The sequence below is a fragment of the Actinomyces sp. HMSC08A09 genome, assembly GCF_001807465.1.
GTDB lineage: Bacteria > Actinomycetota > Actinomycetes > Actinomycetales > Actinomycetaceae > Actinomyces > Actinomyces oris.
The window spans coordinates 1-18,054 of the sequence record NZ_KV789138.1 but is presented as its reverse complement, the minus strand read 5'-3'; the positions used below and the strand labels follow the sequence as shown (position 1 = coordinate 18,054).

The 18,054-nt window shown below is 70.3% G+C and carries 19 protein-coding genes; 15 read left to right on the top strand and 4 right to left on the bottom strand.

The window, feature by feature from the left end:
* The 11 genes from HMPREF3165_RS09690 (at position 1) to HMPREF3165_RS09640 (ending at position 10,143) form a co-directional block, all read left to right on the top strand.
* Entirely contained in the window at positions 1-237 is a 237-nt protein-coding gene (locus HMPREF3165_RS09690) for an RNA-binding protein (protein ID WP_003786440.1), read from the top strand.
* Between the two features lie 306 nt (positions 238-543).
* Positions 544-1,089 (top strand): ribosome maturation factor RimM, encoded by a 546-nt coding sequence (rimM, locus tag HMPREF3165_RS09685; RefSeq protein WP_070512917.1) that lies wholly within the window; start codon positions 544-546, stop codon positions 1,087-1,089.
* The gene (gene trmD / locus HMPREF3165_RS09680; protein WP_070512914.1) at positions 1,086-2,504 is read left to right on the top strand and encodes a tRNA (guanosine(37)-N1)-methyltransferase TrmD; all 1,419 of its coding nucleotides are present in this window, start codon (positions 1,086-1,088) and stop codon (positions 2,502-2,504) included. The genes rimM and trmD overlap by 4 nt, the downstream gene beginning before the upstream one ends.
* Positions 2,501-3,415 (top strand): signal peptidase I, encoded by a 915-nt coding sequence (lepB, locus tag HMPREF3165_RS09675; protein WP_070512911.1) that lies wholly within the window; start codon positions 2,501-2,503, stop codon positions 3,413-3,415. The genes trmD and lepB (HMPREF3165_RS09675) overlap by 4 nt, the downstream gene beginning before the upstream one ends.
* A 243-nt stretch (positions 3,416-3,658) precedes the next feature.
* Positions 3,659-4,006, top strand: coding sequence for a 50S ribosomal protein L19 (gene rplS, locus HMPREF3165_RS09670; RefSeq protein WP_003786428.1), 348 nt, complete (start codon positions 3,659-3,661; stop codon positions 4,004-4,006).
* A gap of 111 nt (positions 4,007-4,117) precedes the next feature.
* Positions 4,118-5,338 (top strand): signal peptidase I, encoded by a 1,221-nt coding sequence (gene lepB / locus HMPREF3165_RS09665; protein ID WP_070512908.1) that lies wholly within the window; start codon positions 4,118-4,120, stop codon positions 5,336-5,338.
* Complete coding sequence (locus HMPREF3165_RS09660) at positions 5,335-6,057, top strand: ribonuclease HII (RefSeq protein ID WP_070512905.1); 723 nt, start codon at positions 5,335-5,337, stop codon at positions 6,055-6,057. The genes lepB (HMPREF3165_RS09665) and HMPREF3165_RS09660 overlap by 4 nt, the downstream gene beginning before the upstream one ends.
* Positions 6,058-6,164: 107 nt before the next feature.
* The gene (locus HMPREF3165_RS09655; protein WP_003781502.1) at positions 6,165-6,473 is read left to right on the top strand and encodes a DUF2469 domain-containing protein; all 309 of its coding nucleotides are present in this window, start codon (positions 6,165-6,167) and stop codon (positions 6,471-6,473) included.
* 162 nt (positions 6,474-6,635) lie between these two features.
* Positions 6,636-7,196, top strand: a complete 561-nt coding sequence (locus HMPREF3165_RS09650) for a YraN family protein (RefSeq protein WP_070512993.1) — start codon at positions 6,636-6,638, stop codon at positions 7,194-7,196.
* Complete coding sequence (locus HMPREF3165_RS09645) at positions 7,187-8,758, top strand: YifB family Mg chelatase-like AAA ATPase (RefSeq protein WP_020991654.1); 1,572 nt, start codon at positions 7,187-7,189, stop codon at positions 8,756-8,758. Before HMPREF3165_RS09650 ends, HMPREF3165_RS09645 begins: the two co-directional genes overlap by 10 nt.
* Positions 8,755-10,143: a DNA-processing protein DprA gene (locus HMPREF3165_RS09640; protein ID WP_070512903.1), complete on the top strand. Its 1,389-nt coding sequence runs from the start codon at positions 8,755-8,757 to the stop codon at positions 10,141-10,143. The genes HMPREF3165_RS09645 and HMPREF3165_RS09640 overlap by 4 nt, the downstream gene beginning before the upstream one ends.
* Positions 10,144-10,279: 136 nt before the next feature.
* Here the strand turns inward: HMPREF3165_RS09640 and HMPREF3165_RS09635 are convergent, their stop codons facing one another.
* Genes HMPREF3165_RS09635 through HMPREF3165_RS13910 form a run of 3 tightly spaced genes read right to left on the bottom strand, consistent with a single transcriptional unit; the run spans position 10,280 to position 13,379 of the window.
* A complete protein-coding gene (locus HMPREF3165_RS09635) occupies positions 10,280-11,542 on the bottom strand; it encodes a serine/threonine-protein kinase (protein ID WP_256275257.1) in 1,263 nt (420 codons plus the stop codon).
* A complete protein-coding gene (locus tag HMPREF3165_RS09630; protein WP_070512900.1) occupies positions 11,542-13,170 on the bottom strand; it encodes an FHA domain-containing protein in 1,629 nt (542 codons plus the stop codon). Before HMPREF3165_RS09630 ends, HMPREF3165_RS09635 begins: the two co-directional genes overlap by 1 nt.
* Complete coding sequence (locus HMPREF3165_RS13910; protein ID WP_256275256.1) at positions 13,167-13,379, bottom strand: hypothetical protein; 213 nt, start codon at positions 13,377-13,379, stop codon at positions 13,167-13,169. The genes HMPREF3165_RS09630 and HMPREF3165_RS13910 overlap by 4 nt, the downstream gene beginning before the upstream one ends.
* A 36-nt stretch (positions 13,380-13,415) precedes the next feature.
* On the opposite strand from HMPREF3165_RS13910, the gene HMPREF3165_RS13445 reads away from it, so the two are divergent.
* Together HMPREF3165_RS13445 and HMPREF3165_RS09620 are read left to right on the top strand one after the other, a co-directional pair.
* Positions 13,416-13,730, top strand: a complete 315-nt coding sequence (locus tag HMPREF3165_RS13445; protein WP_176747042.1) for a hypothetical protein — start codon at positions 13,416-13,418, stop codon at positions 13,728-13,730.
* A 257-nt stretch (positions 13,731-13,987) separates the two neighbouring features.
* The gene (locus tag HMPREF3165_RS09620; RefSeq protein ID WP_070512897.1) at positions 13,988-14,911 is read left to right on the top strand and encodes a tyrosine recombinase XerC; all 924 of its coding nucleotides are present in this window, start codon (positions 13,988-13,990) and stop codon (positions 14,909-14,911) included.
* A 25-nt stretch (positions 14,912-14,936) separates the two neighbouring features.
* Here the strand turns inward: HMPREF3165_RS09620 and HMPREF3165_RS09615 are convergent, their stop codons facing one another.
* On the bottom strand, positions 14,937-15,443 hold the full coding sequence (locus HMPREF3165_RS09615; RefSeq protein WP_256275255.1) for a M23 family metallopeptidase: 507 nt from the start codon (positions 15,441-15,443) through the stop codon (positions 14,937-14,939).
* Positions 15,444-16,247: 804 nt separating this feature from the next.
* Here HMPREF3165_RS09615 and rpsB point away from each other — a divergent pair.
* Complete coding sequence (gene rpsB / locus HMPREF3165_RS09610; RefSeq protein ID WP_003786406.1) at positions 16,248-17,105, top strand: 30S ribosomal protein S2; 858 nt, start codon at positions 16,248-16,250, stop codon at positions 17,103-17,105.
* A gap of 115 nt (positions 17,106-17,220) precedes the next feature.
* A partial coding sequence (tsf, locus tag HMPREF3165_RS09605) for a translation elongation factor Ts (protein WP_070512895.1) occupies positions 17,221-18,054 on the top strand: 834 nt, incomplete at its 3' end.

Sequence of the window (18,054 nt, the reverse complement as noted above, 5' to 3'; positions counted from 1 at the left end):
ATGCTGGCCGACGCCCTCGAGCACCTTGTACGGGGCATCGTCGACAACCCTGACGACGTCACCGTCACCTCCCGGTCGCTGCGCCGCGGCGACCTGCTGGAGGTGCGGGTCAACCCCGAGGACCTCGGCCGAGTCATCGGCCGCTCGGGCCGTACTGCTCGAGCACTGCGCACAGTGGTCGGAGCGCTGGCGGACTCGCCGGTGCGCGTCGACGTCGTCGACACCGACCGCCGCTGAGCGCAGGGCCTTCAGGTCGGTGCAGTAGGCCGCCTCGGCCTCGGCCGGTCTGATCGATCAACGCCGGTGCCCGGTCCCCGCCCAAGGGGGCCGGGCGTCGTCGTCCTTCGGGGCGGGCGCTCCTGCGCCGCTGGTGGCGACGACCGCAGCCGGCCGGGAGCCGTATCGAGTTGGCCAACCTCACTCCGGCGGTGCGCCACCTCATCCCCGCGGCCGATGGGAACGCAGACCACGGCGCGGTAGGTTGGCCGCAGACATCCAGACTTTCCGGACAAACCGTTCCATGCCCCGATCCCAGGAGAACAGGTGCTGCTCACCCTTGCTGTCGTCGGTCCCGCCCATGCCCTCAAGGGCGAGGTGCGTCTCGAGATCCGTACCGATGACCCCGAGGGCCGTCTCGCACCTGGAACCATCGTCCCCACGGAGCCGGCCCACGCGGGCCCGCTGACGGTCAGCCGTCTGCGTTTCGACGGCTCGCGCTGGTTCGCCGCCTTCGAGCAGGCGCGCGACCGCACGGCTGCGGAGGTCCTGCGAGGAGTGAGGCTCCTGGTCGAGACCGACGACGACCAGGGCGGTGAGGGCCCTGAGGACTCCGAGGAGGCCTGGTACCGCCACGAGCTCGTCGGCCTGCGGGCGCTGAGCGTCTCCGGTGAGGAGCTGGGAGAGGTCACCGACGTAGAGCCCGGCGTCGCCCAGGACCGGCTCGTGGTCACCACCCCTGAGGGGGACGATGTGGCCGTGCCCTTCGTTGAGGCTCTCGTGCCGGCCATCGATCCCGAGGCCGGCACGGTGACGCTGGCCCCGCCCGGTGGCCTGTTCCCCGGACGCGGCCAGGCGGAGGAGGCCAGGTGAGGATCGACGTCGTCACCATCTTCCCCGACTACCTCAAGGTCCTCGACCTCTCCCTCATCGGGAAGGCGGCCGACCGCGGCCCCCTCGACCTGCACGTCCACGATCTGCGCGACCACGCCCACGACCGGCACCGCACCGTTGACGACACGCCCCTGGGCGGTGGGGCCGGCATGGTCATGAAGCCCGACGTGTGGGGCGAGGCTCTCGATGAGGTGCTCGCCGTGGACACCCCCGATGCGCCCCGTCAGGTCCTCATCGTCCCCACCCCCGCCGGGGAGGTCTTCACCCAGCGCACCGCCGAGGACCTGGCCGGAGCCGAACGCCTGGTCTTCGCCTGCGGCCGCTACGAGGGCATCGACGCGCGCGTGCCCGAGCACTACGCCTCCCGCGGCATCGAGGTGCGCGAGCTGAGCATCGGCGACTACGTGCTCAACGGGGGAGAGGTCGCCACCATTGTCATGATCGAGGCCATCGCCCGACTCCTGCCCGGGGTCCTGGGCAACCCCGAGTCCCTGGTCGAGGAGTCCCACGGAGTCGCCGGCCTGCTGGAGTACCCCGTCCACACCCGCCCCACCCGGTGGCGAGGCCTGGAAGTCGACCCCGTCCTGCTCTCCGGCGACCACGGCCGTATCGCCCGAGCCAGACGGGACCAGGCCCTCACCCGCACCGTCGAGCGCCGACCCGACATGATCCGGGCCCTGGACCCCGCCGGCCTGGATCGTGAGGACCGTGCGCTCCTGGCTCGCCTGGGGTGGGCGGTCCCGGCCGGGGCGGACCACCCGGTTCCGGTGCGCCTTCGCAACGCCACCGCCGACGACGCCCACGCCCTGGCCGAGCTCGCGGCGCGCACCTTTCCCGATGCCTGCGGCAACGTCATCGACCCCGAGTTCCTCGAGCGCCACATCGCCACGAACCTGGTTCCCGAGCTGTTCGCCACCTGGGCCGACGACGACCGCGTCGACCTCATTCTCGCCGAGCTGCTGGAGCCCCCGTCGCTGCGGGACGGCAACCTCGAGGGGAGGGCGAGCACGGGCACCGCTCCGGCCCTGGTCGGCTACGCCGCAGTACTGCGCGAGGAGGCCGACTCCGACGGGGAACAGCCCCACGGGATCGACCCCCGTCCCGCCTGCGTGCGGCCTGCCGGAGGAGAGGTCGTCGGCGAGCTGTCCAAGGTGTACGTCGACGCCGCCATGAGGGGATCCGGGCTGGCCCCCGCGCTCATGGACGCCGTGACGCGCCAGGCCGGCGCCCACGGAACAGACCTGCTCTGGCTCGGCACCCACGTCACCAACAAACGCGCCCAGAAGGCTTACAAGCGGGCCGGCTTCCGCCAGGTCGGCACCCGCACCTACAACGTCGGTGGCCAGGACGCCCACGACGTCGTCATGATCCGGCGGACAGGAGAAGGCCTATGAGCAGCGCACCCGACCAGAGCCCTCAGGGCAGGATCCATGATGAGGCGGATGAGGACGTGACCTCGGGCAGTCACCTGCGGACCGACCATGACCGCCGGAACAACCACCGTCACACGGACCGCGCCGGCGAGGACAAGGCCGGGGCCAGCGAGGCCGCTGAGCCGGCCTCGCTGGGGGAGCGGATCGTCTTCCGCCTCAAGCAGTGGGGCATTACCCTGTCCTACCTGGTCGTCGCCGTGGCGATCATCGCCCTCATCCGCACCTTCATCATCCAGAGCTTCACCATCCCGTCGGGCTCGATGGAGAACACCCTCAACGAGGGCGACCGTGTCACCGTGACGATGTACGACTCCGACAAGGTCCACCGGGGTGACGTCGTCGTCTTCACTGACCCGGACCACTGGCTGACGACCCAGGAGCCCACTGGCCTGCAGGGCGCCGCGCAGGACTTCCTCGTCGCGATCCGCATCTTCCCCCAGAACGCCGGCCACCACCTCATCAAGCGGGTCATCGGAATGCCCGGTGACCACGTCGTGGCCGACGGGAAGGGCTCCTTGACCGTCAACGGCGTCGAACTCCATGAGGGCTACCTCAAGCCCGGCCGGTCGGCCTCCGAGGTCGCCTTCGACGTCACCGTCCCCGAGGGCTACATCTGGGTCATGGGCGACAACCGCTCCAACTCCTCGGACTCCCGCTACCACCAGAACGATGTCCATCGCGGCTTCGTGCCCCTGAGTAACGTCGTCGGCGTGGCCAAGAACGTCGTGTGGCCGTACTCCCACTGGTCCAGCCTCACCTCCGGGCAGGAGGTCTTCTCCCAGGTTCCCAAGCCGACCTCCCCCCCCACGGCGCTCCCCGCCGGACCGGCCGCGCCCAACCCGGCGAGCACGTTGGCGGGCTCCGGGGACTGACCGCCCCGAATGCGTACCGGGGCGTGAGAAAGGCGTGAACTCAGGCACGTCGAGGCTGACGCTCTCGTCCGTGGACTGAGCCTGTGGCAAACTGAGCGGGCACTTGGGTCCTGCGGCTCCTCTGCCACTGGGGAGGCGGCCGCTGTGAAGGAGCCCGGGAGCGTCCACCTCCGGCGCTGCCCCGCACGGCGCGGCGCCGCCGAACCAGCACTCCTGACCAGTGGCACGGGTGTGGAGAGAAACATGAACCTGATCGACGAGATCAACGCCGCATCACTGCGTGACGACATCCCCTCCTTCCGTCCTGGGGACACCCTCAAGGTCCACGTCAAGGTCGTTGAGGGATCGCGTACCCGCGTCCAGGTCTTCCAGGGCGTCGTCATCGCGCGCCAGGGCGGCGGCGTCTCGGAGACCTTCACCATCCGCAAGGTCTCCTTCGGCGTCGGTGTTGAGCGCACCTTCCCCGTCCACACGCCCTCCATCGAGAAGATCGAGGTCGTCACCCGGGGCCAGGTCCGCCGCGCCAAGCTCTATTACCTGCGCAACCTGCGCGGTAAGGCCGCCAAGATCAAGGAGCGTCGCGAGGACTGAGCGCCTGCACTCTCCAGGCGGCGCCCGGAGCCCACGGGTTCCGGGCGCTCGCCATCTCCCACCGCCGTGCAGCGGTGGACCCATGTCCATCAATTCCGGGGAAGGAGCACGGTGAGTCCGGTGCAGGATGGGGCCGACGACGTCGGGCTGGACCTGAAGCAGGCCGATCCCTCTCAGATCGGCCGGACCTCCAGGTCCGCGATCACACCGGCTTGCAGCTCTCCGTCAGCGGACTCCCCCCAGGAGAGCCGCACGGCTCCTGAGACCGCCGAGGAACCTCCCAGTGCGGCCCCGGTCGACGACAGCGAGCAGTGGGACTACGACCCGTTCATCGACCCCGACGCCGAGCCCGAGCCCGATGACGAGCCCACCGAGTTGCCCCCTTCCATCCCGCCCCGCCGGCAGGTGGCCCCCGCCATCCCCCCGCCGCAGACCAGCCCCCTGTATCAACGGGTCATCAGACTGGTGCTCGTCGTGGCCGTCGTCATCATGGTGCCGGCTCTTCTACGGTCCTACGTCGTCCAGATCTACGAGATCCCCTCGGGCTCCATGGAACGCACCCTGCGTGACGGGGACAAGGTCGCCGTGCCCATGTACGGCTCCGACGACGTCGAGCGGGGTGACGTCATCGTCTTCTCCGATCCCGACGATTGGCTTCACGTCAAGGAACCGACGGGGCTTCGCGGCGCCACCCAGAGGCTCATGGTCTCAGTGAACCTTCTGCCGGAGAACACCGGCCATCACCTCGTCAAACGGGTCGTCGGTGTCGGCGGCGACCATGTGGTCGCCGACGGGAAGGGGACACTGAGCGTCAACGGTGTCGCGATCAAGGAGCCCTACGTCAAGGACGGTCAGTCCCCGTCCCTGACCTCCTTCGATGTCACCGTCCCCCAGGGCTACGTGTGGGTCATGGGGGACAACCGCTCCAACTCGGCCGACTCCCGCTACCACCGCGACGACGCCCATGGCGGCTTCGTGCCGCTCAAGAACGTCGTCGGGGTGGCCAAGGTGGTCTTCCAGTGGACGCACCTGAGCCGGTGGGGGGTGCTGTGGGGAGGGGAGCGCGCCTTCTCAGACGTCCCGGCGCAGGAGGCGACGCCGCCGGCACCTCCCTCGTCTCCCGCTGCCCCCACGGGTGACGGGGAGACGGGTTCCGAGGAGGAGGCACCCTCCCCGGCCCCCGAGGGCAGGGACTCCGATGACGTTGGCACTGGTGGCGAGGGGACCGGTGTTGATGACGGGCCGCAGACCGGACCCGGCGGGCCGGCTGACAGCCCGGACGTCTCCGCACACTCCTCCGGCCAGGAGCAGGCTGCGGGGAGAACGAGGTGAGTCCTCGAGGACGCACCCGCCCCGACCGGTCCCTGGAGAAGGCGCTGCTGGAGACCTACGACTACGTCGGCGGTCTGGACGAGGTCGGTCGCGGGGCCCTGGCCGGACCGGTCAGTGTCGGGCTGGCGATCGTGGCGCGACGCACCGACGATGACTTCCCCGAGGGGCTCGCCGACTCCAAGCAGCTGACGGCCCGGGCCCGCACCGTCCTGATCGAGCCCGTGCGCGGCTGGCTCGTGGACCACGCCGTCGCCCACGCCTCACCGGCAGAGATCGATGAGCACGGCATCATCGGGGCCCTTCGGATGGCGGGTCTGCGGGCCCTGCAGCAGGTCGCTGATCGCGGTCACGCCCCCGGCGTCATCATCCTCGACGGCGTGGCCGACTGGCTCACCGCCCCCCAACCCGACCTGCTCACCGCCCTGGAGAGCACTCATGCCCCAAAGGACAGTCCCGAGCCCGCTGAGGTTCCCTCCACCCCGCCGGTGCACATGGAGGTCAAGGCCGACGCCCGGTGCGCCGTCGTCGCCGCGGCCAGTGTCCTGGCCAAGGTCGAACGCGACCGCCTCATGGCCGATCTCGATGACCCCGGTTACGGCTGGGCCTCCAACAAGGGCTATGCCTCACCGGCCCACATCCGGGGACTCACCTCCCTGGGGGCCAGTGACCAGCATCGACGCAGCTGGCACCTGCCCGGCCTGGACAAGCGCCACCGCTGACGGCGCCTCCTGACGCGGGTGTGCGGCCCGGGGGCGAGGTGCGGGCAGGGCCGACTCGCCCCCGCTGCCTGCCGCCTCCAGCGGCTGAGGCCAGGCATGATGGCCCGGTGAGCGCAGAAGACCTCGAGTCCTATGAGAACGAGCTGGAGCTCTCGCTGTACCGGGAGTACCGCGACGTCGCCTCCCTGTTCTCCTACGTGGTGGAGACTGAACGGCGGTTTTACCTGGCCAACGCCGTTGACGTCCAGGTACGCACCAGCGGCGGGGAGGTCTTCTTCGAGCTGACCCTCGAGGACGCCTGGGTGTGGGACATCTACCGGGCCTCCCGGTTCGTCAAGTCCGTCCACGTCGTCACCTTCAAGGACGTCAACGTCGAGGAGCTCACCAAGCTCGAGATGGACATCCCCTCCTCCTAGCGTCCTTCCCACGCCGCGCCACCTCAGAAGGCTCCGTTCGGCTGTCCCTCCCCGCTCGCCGGGGGCCACAGCTCGTCTTCTGACAGCGCCTTCCACAGAGCCGATCGCGCCATGACGCGCACCGGCTGATCCGGCCTCACGCTAGTGGCGGAGGTGATCGGGATGACCGAACAGGTCGTAGCAGCCACAAGGGGACGAACGGTGATCGCAGCCAGGTGCGGCGATCACGCGCTCACGCCGCCGTTCCAGGGCCCGGGAGGCGCAGGAGCTGTCCGCGCAGGGGCGTCCCGCCAGAGCACCGGGCGGCGTGGAGAGGATCTTGCCGCCACCTACCTGGAGGACATCGGCTGGCAGGTCCTGGAGCGCAACTGGCGTCCGGACCACGGCCTGCGCGGAGAGCTCGACATCATCGCACTGGAACCCGGTCACGCGCACCGCGAGCCGGGCAGTGAGTCCGTCACCGACCCAGCTCAGGGGTGGGCAGGAGCAAGGCTCGTCATCGTCGAGGTCAAGACCCGCAGCTCCCTGCGCCAGGGGCCGCCGGCCGCCGCCGTCGACGCCCGCAAGGTCGCCCGACTGCGGGCCCTGGCTGCCGCCTGGGCGAGTACCCACGAGACCCCGCCGCACGCCGGCATGCGCCTGGACGTCGTCTCCATCCTTATGCGCGACGCGCGTCCTGCGCTGCTGCGCCACCACCGGGCGGTGGATGCGTCATGGGGCTAGCTCGTACGCTTGCTGTGACGCTGACCGGGCTGGCCGGACACATCGTTGAGGTCGAGGCTCACGCCACCCAGGGCCTGCCCGGATTCACCCTCGTGGGCCTGCCCGACGCCGCCGTGCGTGAGTCGCGTGAGCGCGTCCGGGCCGCGTTGAGCACCTGCGGCGTCACCTGGGGCGAGCAGCGCCTGACCGTCAACCTCTCCCCGGCTGACCTGCGCAAGACCGGGACCGGGCTGGACCTGGCGCTCGCCCTGGCCGTCCTGGGGGCCCGCGGTCGGCTCGGACGGAGCGCGGCCGGGCTCCTGGGACGGACCGTCTACATCGGCGAGCTCGGGCTGGACGGCTCCGTGCACTCGGTGCGCGGTGTCCTGCCCAGCGTCCAGGCCGCGGTGGCCGCTGGGGTCGAGGAGATCGTCGTCGCCCAGGAGGCCGCCGCCGAGGCCGAGCTCGTCCCCGGCGCCCGCGTCACCGCCGTCAGGCACGTCGGTCAGCTCGTCGAGCGTTATGGAGGGCGCCTGAGCGCGGCCGTGGCCGCCGCGCTGGAGCAGGTCACCGAGGCCGCCACAGACGACGCCCCCACGACCCCGCCGCGGGATGCCGAGCAGCCGGACCTGGCCGACGTCGTCGGGCAGTCCGAGGCCCGCCAGGCCCTCGAGGTCGCCGCCGCCGGGGGACATCACCTCATCATGGTGGGGCCCCCGGGGACGGGCAAGACCATGCTCGCTGAGAGGCTCCCCTCTATCCTGCCGCCCCTGGAGCAGGCCGATGCTGTTACCGTCACTTCCTTGCACTCCGTGGCCGGCATCTTCGATCCCGCCCGCGGACTCATCACCCGGCCGCCGTTGCGCGCGCCGCACCACACGGCGACCCGGGCCGCCGTCGTCGGGGGAGGCTCCGGCCTGCCCCGCCCCGGGGATGTCTCCCTGGCTCACCGCGGGGTGCTCTTCCTCGATGAGGCCCCCGAGTTCAGTGCCGGCGTCCTGGACTGCCTGCGCCAGCCGCTGGAGTCGGGAGTGGTTACCATCGACCGGGTGGGTGGGCGTGCCAGCTACCCGGCCGCCTTCCAGCTCGTCCTGGCCGCCAACCCCTGCCCCTGCGGCAAGGCCGGCGGCCGCGGCCTGGAGTGCACCTGCACCTCCCTGCAGCGGCGGCGCTACTTCTCACGACTGTCCGGTCCACTGTTGGACCGAGTCGACATCCAGGTCGAGGTCGGTGCCGTCAGCGCCGCCGACCTCGCTTCCACCGGCCATGGAGAGTCCAGCGTCGAGGTGGCGCGGCGCGTCCTGCGTGCCCGCCGGGCCGCGGAGCGCAGGCTGGCCGGCACCCCGTGGCGCCTCAACGCCGAGGTCCCCGGCTCCTACCTCAGAGGACCCGACGGCGGACTCAGCGCTCCACTCAGCCGCCGCCTCATGACCGCCCTCGAACGCGGCGACCTCTCCCTGCGCGGGGTGGACCGGGTCCTCAGACTGGCCTGGACCCTTGCCGACCTCGAGGGAGTTGAGACCCTCTCCCTCGCCCACATCGGGACCGCCCTGGCCCTGAGAACCTCAGGAGTGCGGCCATGACGCCCATGACGCCCATGACACCCATGACACTGCCCTACGACATCGACGATCCGGCGCTGGCACGCGCGACCTGGTCCCGCCTGGCAGAGCCCGACAACGCCACCGCAGCCATGGTGGTGGGGCGGATCGGGCCGAGTCCCGCCCTGAGATGGCTGCTGGAAGAGGCCATCGACCCCTCCGGGCAGGTGCGCAGCTCCCCGCGGCCACCGGTGCCGCAGCCGCCCCCGGGGATGCCCGGCTCCGCCGATATCAGCGCCTGCTGGGCCCAGGTCGCCGCCCGGTGGGCGCCGCGCCTGGAGGGACTCGACATTCGCCGCGAGCTCGATGTGCTCGACCGCCTGGGTGGGAGCCTCATCCTCCCGGGGGAGCCCTGGTGGCCACCGGGGCTCGACGAGCTCAAGCACCCGCCCTTCTGTCTGTGGGTGCGTGGCGACCCCTCGCTGCTGGTCAACGCCGGGGACCTGAGGGACAAGGGCCTTGAGGACGCCGAGCCCGGAGCCGTTGGAGACGACGGCGCTCCACGTGTTGCGGGCGCTGGTCAACCTGTACGTGAGCAGCGGATGCCGGTGGGACCGGCCAGCGGCCTGTGCCTGGCGCTGGTGGGGGCTCGGGCCTCTACCCGGTACGGGGAAACGGTCGCCACCTCCCTGGCCGCGGGGGTGACGGCCAAAGGTGGCCTCATCGTCTCCGGGGGAGCCTTCGGCATTGATGCCTGCGCTCACCGTGGGGCACTGGGTGAGGGACCAACGGTGTCGGTCTCAGCCGGGGGAGTGGACCGCCTCTACCCGGTGGGGAACACCGGGGTGCTGGAGGCGGTCATCGCCTCCGGGGCCCTGGTGGCGGAGGTACCGCCGGGCTGTCAGCCCGGCCGACACCGGTTCGTCTCACGCAACCGCGTCATCGCGGCGATCTCGCAGGCGACGATCGTGGTGGAGGCGGCCTGGAGATCAGGCGCCCTGTCCACTGCCCACCGCGCCCTCGAGCTGGGCAGGCAGCTGGGAGCCGTTCCCGGCCCCGTGACCTCCATGTCCTCGGTCGGATGCCACCGGCTCCTGCGCAAAGGGGCGGTGTGCATCACCGATACCGACGATGCCCTGGAGCTGCTGACGCCCCTGGGCACCGTCGACGCGGACGCCGCCAAGGAGCAGGACCCCGAGTTGAGAGGCAGTGGGCTCCTCGATGGCCTGGACCCGGCCGCCTCGCTGGTCCTGGACGCCATGCCGGCCCGGGCCGCGGCGAGTACCGAGTCCATCGTCCGCTCCGCCGGGCTGTCCCCGAAGGAGACCACCTCGGCACTGGGGATCCTGGAGCTCTCAGGGAAGGTGGAACGCACCGCCTCCGGCTGGAGGCGACGCACCCGGAAGGGCACAGGTGGTCGGGACTGAAGAGCGCCCTGCCACGACGGCGGGACCATGATGGATGGGGCCTGCCCCGCCCTTGTGGGGTAGGCCAGTGGCATGCTCCGGTGCGCCTGAGCCAGGGCCCGGCGGGTGACGTCGTCATGATCCCTCCTTCCTCCATTCACAGCACCGACCACACTCCGATCGCGCTCAGGCAGACCATGACGGCGGTGCCCACCACGGTGACGGCTACGGCTCGCCCCGACGGGCGCCTGCGCCGCCGCAGGCCCGCTTCGGTTTCCTTCGAGCCCGGGTCGTCTCTCGTGACCTCGGCCTCATCGTCCTGGGGCGGGAGAGCGGAACCGGGACGGAGAGCTGATGACGCCGAGGCGGAGCCGGCGGGCTGGGCCTTGACACGACGAGGCGCGAAGGTCGTGGCGGCGTCGTCGTGCCGGTGTGCGGCGGGCACGGTTCCGGTCGGCCCGTCCGGGTCCACTATGACGGCCGGCCGCAGCATCGTGGAGTCCTGGTTCCGGTTCCCGCTCGTGTGTCTTCCGGACGCCTCCTCCATGACATCGAGCTGGGTGATGGTCAGGCACAGGTCGGTCTGTACCTGTTGCAGCGCCCGAGCCAGGGCGACGGCGCTGGCATACCGTCCGTGGGGAGACTTGGCCATCGCCGTGGCCAGGACCCGCTCGAGCTGCTCGGGTATGTCGTGTCGCCCGATCGGGGGGATTTGTCGGTGGAGCACTCGGTCGATCATCGAGAGCTGGTCGTTGCGGTCGGCCCCTGAGACATCGACGTGGGGTGAGCGTCCCGCCAGCAGCGTGTAGATGGTCGCGGCCAGGGCGTAGACATCCGAGGCCGGAGTCAGGCTCTCCCGGTCGAGCTGCTGCTCGGGTGAGGCCCACGGCGGGGACGCCCCTCCGAACTCGTCTTTCTCGATGCTGAGCCCGATGGGCGCGGCGATCCCGAAGTCGCCGAGCACCGGACGCCCGAAGGGGGTGAGCAGGATGCTGGCAGGCTTGATGTCGCGGTGGAGGTAGCCGACCCGGTGAATGGTCTCCACCGCGCCCGCCAGCTGGATACCGATCTCCAGGGCGCGTGTGAGGGACAAGGGCTGCGAGGCGGCCAGCTTGCCCAGATGGGGAGGGGGACAGTACTCCATGATGAGGTAGTTGCGCTCCTCCTCCACCGTCCCGGCCCCGTAGACCGACACGATGGAGGGGTGCGATGACAGACGGGCCATGAGGTCCGCCTCAGTGGTGAACCGGTGGTGGTCGCGTCGGGTGCCTCCTGGCCGCAGGATCTTCACCGCCACGTCGCGGCGCGGCACCCGCTGCTCATACAGGAAGACATCGGCGAAGCCCCCGGCGCCCAGGAGGCGCTTGGGGCTGGCTCCGGGGATCGGCGGTCCCTGCGGGGCGGAGCTCGGGGAGGACATCACGCCTCACGCTCCACTGTCAGGGTGGTGCCATCACCGATGTCGATGATGTCGCCGGCGCGCAGGAGGAGCTGCTGGTGCTCGGGCACGCGGCGGGGCTCCTCCCCGGCGCGCAGCAGGAAGGTCCCGTTGGTGGAGCCCAGGTCCTCCACGCGCATGTCCCAGCCTTCGACCCTCACGGCGCAGTGAGTCTTCGAGATCGCCTTGCCCGGGCTGGGGACGGCCAGCAGGCGGGGGCGCTGAGCGGCGGTGCTGCTCGTGCCCTGGGGCAGTCGGCCGATGATGACATCAGTGTCCAGGATCGCCGTGGCGCCTGAGGAGACATGCAGAACGCCCAGGACCGGTCGCTCGACCTGGCCGGTCCTGGAGGTGATGGTGCCGTCGCATTCGCGGCACGAGGAGGCGTGCACCGGATTGGGGTGCCCCGCCTCGCAGAAGACGGCCATCACGTTGGGGCCGGTGCCGGAGGGCTCGTCGAGCCCGGTCTGCCCGCCCAGTGCGTTTCCGGTGGCATGAAGTCCTGCAGCCTGGACGGTACGTCCGTCGTGCTTGCCCTGCTCGCCCGAGGGCGCCGAACCCTTCGGGGAGGTTGCATCCGCGCCGCCGTCCGGGGTCTGCCGCTGATCCGGGAGCGGCTCAGCGGCCTGCGATGCGTGCCGGCCGGAGGTGCCCTCGCCCAGGGGAGAGGCCCGGTGGCGTCCGGACCCTGCGGTGAGTCGGGCCAACGGATCCATGTCCTGGGAGGAGACCGGGCCGATGGCCGCCTCGGCCCCCTGCATCGTCGTGTGCTCAACAAGACGACCGACGTTCTTGTCCTGGGTCTGCTGCCCCTGTGCCTTTGGAGCTGCGGCCTCGGCCGCCGGAACGTCGTCGGGCCCCAGTACCGCGGCCGGAGCCCCCGCCCCGGTCCCCTGCGGGGAGCCTGTACCGTCCAGCAGGTCCATGGACTGCGGTCCCAGCGTCTGTCCGGGATCGGGGCGGGATAGGTGGGCGGCCTCCCCCTGCTCCTGCCTCGCAGGTAGCGATGACGACGGCGGTGGGTCGTCCCGCTCGGGGGCGCCGTCGGCCTGAGCCTGCTGGAGGATCTCTTGGGCCGCCGATGGCAGCGGTGCCCCCTGACCTCCGTGAGCGCCGGTCTGAGCCGGTGAGGACAATGGGTGCTGGTGGGCTCCGAAACCGATGTGCAGCTGAGAGGCTCGGACGATCCCCGAGCGCAGGGGGAGGAACTCGTCGAGCCCTTCGGGACCGGCTGGGTGTCTGGTGGCCGGGGTGAGCTCGAGGATGCACTGGTTGACCCGCTCATAGCGGGACTCCTCCCACACGACGACCTCGGAGGCGCTGAAGCTGCGCTCGCCGTCGGCAGTGTCCAGGTGGAGGCAGAAGCGGCCTCGGGCGGCCACTCGCAGCTCCTGGCCGTCGATGGCCATCATGAGGAAGTCGGGGAGGGTGAAGACCTCGTTGTCGTGCAGCCGGCTCAGGCTTTTGAGCAGGTCGCCGAGGCAGCGGTGCTCACCGAGCTCGGTCCACATCGCCTCCAACGCCTGCGCGCTCCCGTCGAGGGCGAGAACGCCGCCGTCCCCGACGGCGACCAGGATGTCGCCGGGTACCCAGCGTGTCAGCATGTTCATGGACGAAACCTCCTGGAGACGAGGGTGGGGACGGTGGAGCCGGAGCCGGTGGCCCGGGGCGGCGTGATGTCGTCGATCTGCGTATAGGTGTCCGAGGAGGCGTCGGACATGACGACCTGGGAGCCGGACTGGTCGACGCCGAAGCTCGTCGAGGAGGTGCGCAGGCCCCTGTTGAGCGTCTGCGAGCGGTAGCTGAGGTGGGCGACCATCGCCATCCTCCCGTTGGTCGCCCGCACTCCACCGTCATGAAGATCGACAACATGGGTGACCATCCCCGGGTGCAGGACGACGGCGACCAGAGCGGCAGCGGTCAGGACCGCGATGACGCCGACGTGGACGCCGCGCCTGGAGAACCGTTTCACAGTGCTGCGCTCCAGCAGGAAATAGGGATGAGCCAGGAAGGGATGGAGTTCGTCAGAACGACCAAGATTTTAACTTCCTCGTTGGACGGCAACAAATGTCCCGAATGTGGGGAAATACAGAGGAAGAGTGGATTTTTCGTTGGGATCAAGGAGAAGGGGAGGTTGGTATCCGTAGTGCCGCCTGGATGGTTGTTATGAACTTGTGATTCGAATGGTGAGATTGTGCGTTGAATCAAGGTGGCGATTGTCTGTCCGGCGGAGATAGTGATCTGAGGCGGAGGTGGTTAGTGGCGAGGGCGTCGCCGAGACCCCCGTGCTCGGGCAGAGCCGGGGCGCGTCAGAGCGGCGTCACCGGGCCGTGCGCTGCCGATGCCTACGGCGCGTATTCCGTGGAGGGCCCGTCCCGGCGCCGTAGTCTTCAGGTGTTCTTGTCGCCAGCAGGGAGGAGGGAGCACATGCCGAGGACGCGCGCCGATCTGCTCGACTCCTACCGCAGCTACCTGGCCCTGCAACGGGACCTGTCCGGGCACACCGTGCGCGCCTATCTCGTCGACATCAACGACCTGCTGAGCTTCCTCGGTGTCGGTGAGGGTGACGCGGAGCCAGTCGACGCCGCCCTGGCCACCCTTGACCTGGCGGATCTGCGGGACTGGCTCGCCGCGATGGCCGCGAGCGGTCACTCGCGCGCCACCCTGGCCCGCCGCTCGGCCTCGGTGAGGACCTTCTCCTCCTGGGCCTTCGAGACGGGACTGCTCACCTCCGACGTCGCCGCGCGTCTGCGCGGGCCCCGCGTCGATAACCGCCTGCCCGGGGTGCTGACGACCCAGCAAGCCTCGCAGCTGCTCAAGACCGCCTCGGACCTCGCCTCTGACGGGCACGTCCTGGCCGTGCGTGACCTGGCCATCATCGAGACGCTCTACGCGACCGGAGTGCGGGTCTCCGAGCTCGTCGGCCTGGATGTCGCCGACCTCGACCACTCCCAACGGACCCTGCGAGTCCTGGGGAAGGGCCGTAAGGAACGGACCGTCCCCTACGGGCTGCCCGCCGCCAAGGCACTGGAGGCATGGCTGCATCGGCGCGGTGAGATCTGCGCCGTCGATGCGGGAGGCGCCCTCTTCCTCGGGGCGCGGGGGCGACGCATCGATCCCCGGGCGGTGCGCGACGTCGTCCACCGCCTGTGCGCGGCCGCCCAAGTGCCCGACCTGGGCCCGCACGGACTGCGGCACAGCACCGCCACCCACGTCCTGGGCGGGGGAGCGGACCTGCGCAGCGTCCAAGAGCTCCTCGGCCACTCCTCCCTGGTCACCACCCAGCGCTACACCCACGTCTCGGCTGAGCGCCTGCGCAGCGTCTACGAGCAGGCCTTCCCCCGCGCCTGAGCGGAGCCCTCGTGGGGCTGCGTTCTCAGTGAAGGGGCTTGAGACGGATGACGGCAGGTTGCAGCAGGCGCAGCGGGTTGATGTACGTCTTGGGGCCGGTGCGCGCCCCCCAGTGCAGGGCGCAGACCCCGTCCGAGCGGTGCCCCGCCAGCAGGGTGCCGATGATCTGCCCCGCAGCCACCGTGTCACCGGCGCTGACGGCCGGTTCGACCGGCTCATAGGTGGTGCGGATCCCGTCGGCGTGGTCGATGGATACTACGGGGCGTCCGGCCACCATGCCGGCGAAGGCGACCGTCCCCGCGGCGGCGCTGCGGATCTGCGTGCCCTCAGCGGCCGCAAGATCCACTCCCCGGTGTCCGCGTCCCCACACGACGGCGGGCGGGTCGAAGTCCTCCACCACGGTGGCCGGCGCGCCGGTCGGCCACTGATAGCGGCCCCGCGGGTGCCGGGGACCCGCAGACCGATCCGTCGGCGCCAGGCCGGCCGTCCCCGTGCCATTAATGAGCGGGGAGGAGGGGCTCAGGCGTGTCACGAGCGAGGTTGACGAGCTCAACCAGTGGGCGGCCCCGGTCGGCCCAGACGCGCTGCCCGCCCGCTCGAGAGGCAACGGGCCCTGCGCCCACGGAGCCCGAACCGTGGTCACGGCAGTGCTAGTGGCTGGGCCGGGGAGAGTGCTCATGCCCTGAGCCGGTGGAGCACCGGGCAGCGCGACCAGTGAGCCGCAGGCGATCAGGGCCGTTGCCAGCGCCGCAAGGCGGCGGGACGAGTGGTGGGCAGGAGAGGACGGCGTGCGAGGATCTCGGAGGTGGCGGCTTTGTCGAGGCTGCTGTGGCTGCATGCCCTCAGAGTGCGCGCCGAGCGGCCCTCGGCGCCGGGGGCGTCGTCGGCCCTGTGGAAAGCCCCGTGAGGAAGGCTGCCTGTGGTGACCGGAATGACTCCGAATACCGCTGATTCGGCCTCGGCGGCTGGTCCAGTCCTGTGGTAGCCTCGCCTCCGCAGCATTCTGCGGATCGCTCCGGCGTCAGTGGGAAACGGGCCCGGAATGCTGACTTCGCGTGCCTGCACCCGAGCATCTCGGGACGTCCCTCCGGGCGACACGGTCGCGGTCCCGGTCATCACGGTTCGCCACGGTGAACGGGTGGCCGTGCGTCGCAGGCACCAGGCCCCATCCGCGCCGGCTCCCAGTCGGTCACCGGCTCCGGTGCGCGTTCGCAAGCGTGCGGAACCACGGGGAAGAACCCAGAAGAAGAACCCTGGGACGCGTCCGGGCGCAGCTCGGCCGTCCCCCGAATGATCGTGCGTCGAGCAACCTCTCGGCACACACGGAAGGACCGTCATGGCCGTCGTTACCATGCGCCAGCTCCTTGACAGCGGTGTCCACTTCGGGCACCAGACTCGTCGCTGGAACCCCAAGATGAAGCGCTTCATCCTCACTGAGCGCAACGGCATCTACATCATCGACCTCCAGCAGTCCATTGAGGGCATCAACACCGCCTACGACTTCGTCAAGGAGATCGTCGCTCGCGGCGGCAACATCCTGTTCGTCGGAACCAAGAAGCAGGCCCAGGCCGCCGTGGCCGAGCAGGCCCAGCGTGTCGGCATGCCCTACGTCAACCAGCGCTGGCTGGGCGGCATGCTCACCAACTTCTCCACCGTGCGCGCCCGCCTGGACCGCATGAAGGAGCTCGAGCAGATCGACTTCGACGACGTGGCCGGCTCCGGCCGCACCAAGAAGGAGCTGCTCATGATGCGCCGCGAGAAGGACAAGCTCCAGCGCACCCTGGGCGGTATCCGCGACATGAGCAAGCTCCCCGCGGCCGTGTGGGTCGTGGACACCAAGAAGGAGCACCTGGCCATCTCCGAGGCCCAGAAGCTCGGGATCCCGGTCATCGCCATCCTGGACACCAACTGCGACCCGGACGAGGCCACCTACGGCATCCCCGGCAACGACGACGCCATCCGCGCCGTCACCCTGCTGACCCGCGTCGTCGCCGACGCCACCGCCGAGGGCCTGCTGGCCCGCTCCGGCGGCCGCGCCCGCACCGGTGAGGAGGCCGAGGTCGCCCCCGCCGACGCCGAGCCGCTGCCCGAGTGGGAGGCCCAGCTCCTCGCCGGAGCCGAGGCCGAGGCCGCCGAGGTCGCCGCTGAGGTGACCGAGGCTGTCGCCGAGGCCCCCGCCGCTGAGCAGGCCTGAGCTCGGGCTCACCACCTCAGCTCCTCGCTCACAGCGCGGCGTCCCCGCGCTGTGAGCACCTCTCACTCGTCCTTTTTCACACGTCTATTAGTCACTGACTGACCAGGAGACATTCATGGCGAACTACACCACCGCTGACATCAAGGCGCTGCGCGAGAAGACCGGCGCCGGCATGCTCGACGTCAAGAAGGCCCTCGACGAGGCCAACGGCGACGCCGAGAAGGCCATCGAGATCATTCGCGTCAAGGGCCTCAAGGGCATCGCCAAGCGCGAGGGCCGCGCCGCCTCCGCCGGCCTCATCGCCGCCAAGGTCGTCGACTCCGGCAACGGCCAGGTCGGCGTCCTCGTCGAGATCAATGCCGAGACCGACTTCGTGGCCAAGAACCAGAAGTTCCTCGACTACGCCGAGCAGGTCCTCACCGCCGCCCTGGACTCCGGCGCCACCGACGCCGAGGCCCTGGCCGAGGTCGAGGTCGACGGCTCCACCGTCAAGGAGCTCACCGACGGCATGCAGGCCGTCATCGGCGAGAAGATCGTCGTGCGCCGTGTCGGCCGTCTCGAGGCCGACAAGATCGAGCTCTACCTGCACCGCACCAACCCCGACCTGCCCGCCCAGGTCGGCGTCCTGGTGGGCACCGACGCCAAGGCCGCCGAGGTGGCTCACGACGTCGCCATGCACATCGCCGCCTACTCCCCGGCCTACGCCACCCGCGAGGACGTCCCGGCAGAGGTCGTGGACAAGGAGCGCGCCATCGCTGAGGAGACCACCCGCGCCGAGGGCAAGCCCGAGAAGGCCATCCCCAAGATCGTCGAGGGTCGTCTCAACGGCTTCTTCAAGGAGAACGTCCTGGTCGACCAGGCCTTCGCCAAGGACCCCAAGACCACGGTCGGCAAGGTCGTCGAGGCCACCGGTGGCGAGCTGACCGGCTTCGTGCGCTTCCGCGTCGGC

Excerpts from the sequence above, each read along its gene's own strand:
- rplS (WP_003786428.1), top strand. The coding sequence starts at position 3,659 with ATGAACCTGATCGACGAGATCAACGCCGCATCACTGCGTGACGACATC.
- lepB (WP_070512911.1), top strand. The coding sequence starts at position 2,501 with ATGAGCAGCGCACCCGACCAGAGCCCTCAGGGCAGGATCCATGATGAG.
- HMPREF3165_RS13445 (WP_176747042.1), top strand. The coding sequence starts at position 13,416 with ATGAAGATCGACAACATGGGTGACCATCCCCGGGTGCAGGACGACGGC.
- HMPREF3165_RS09690 (WP_003786440.1), top strand. The coding sequence starts at position 1 with ATGCTGGCCGACGCCCTCGAGCACCTTGTACGGGGCATCGTCGACAAC.
- HMPREF3165_RS09650 (WP_070512993.1), top strand. The coding sequence starts at position 6,636 with ATGACCGAACAGGTCGTAGCAGCCACAAGGGGACGAACGGTGATCGCA.
- HMPREF3165_RS09635 (WP_256275257.1), bottom strand. The coding sequence starts at position 11,542 with ATGTCCTCCCCGAGCTCCGCCCCGCAGGGACCGCCGATCCCCGGAGCC.
- HMPREF3165_RS09620 (WP_070512897.1), top strand. The coding sequence starts at position 13,988 with ATGCCGAGGACGCGCGCCGATCTGCTCGACTCCTACCGCAGCTACCTG.
- HMPREF3165_RS09640 (WP_070512903.1), top strand. The coding sequence starts at position 8,755 with ATGACGCCCATGACGCCCATGACACCCATGACACTGCCCTACGACATC.
- rpsB (WP_003786406.1), top strand. The coding sequence starts at position 16,248 with ATGGCCGTCGTTACCATGCGCCAGCTCCTTGACAGCGGTGTCCACTTC.
- HMPREF3165_RS09645 (WP_020991654.1), top strand. The coding sequence starts at position 7,187 with ATGGGGCTAGCTCGTACGCTTGCTGTGACGCTGACCGGGCTGGCCGGA.
- HMPREF3165_RS13910 (WP_256275256.1), bottom strand. The coding sequence starts at position 13,379 with ATGGTCGCCCACCTCAGCTACCGCTCGCAGACGCTCAACAGGGGCCTG.
- HMPREF3165_RS09630 (WP_070512900.1), bottom strand. The coding sequence starts at position 13,170 with ATGAACATGCTGACACGCTGGGTACCCGGCGACATCCTGGTCGCCGTC.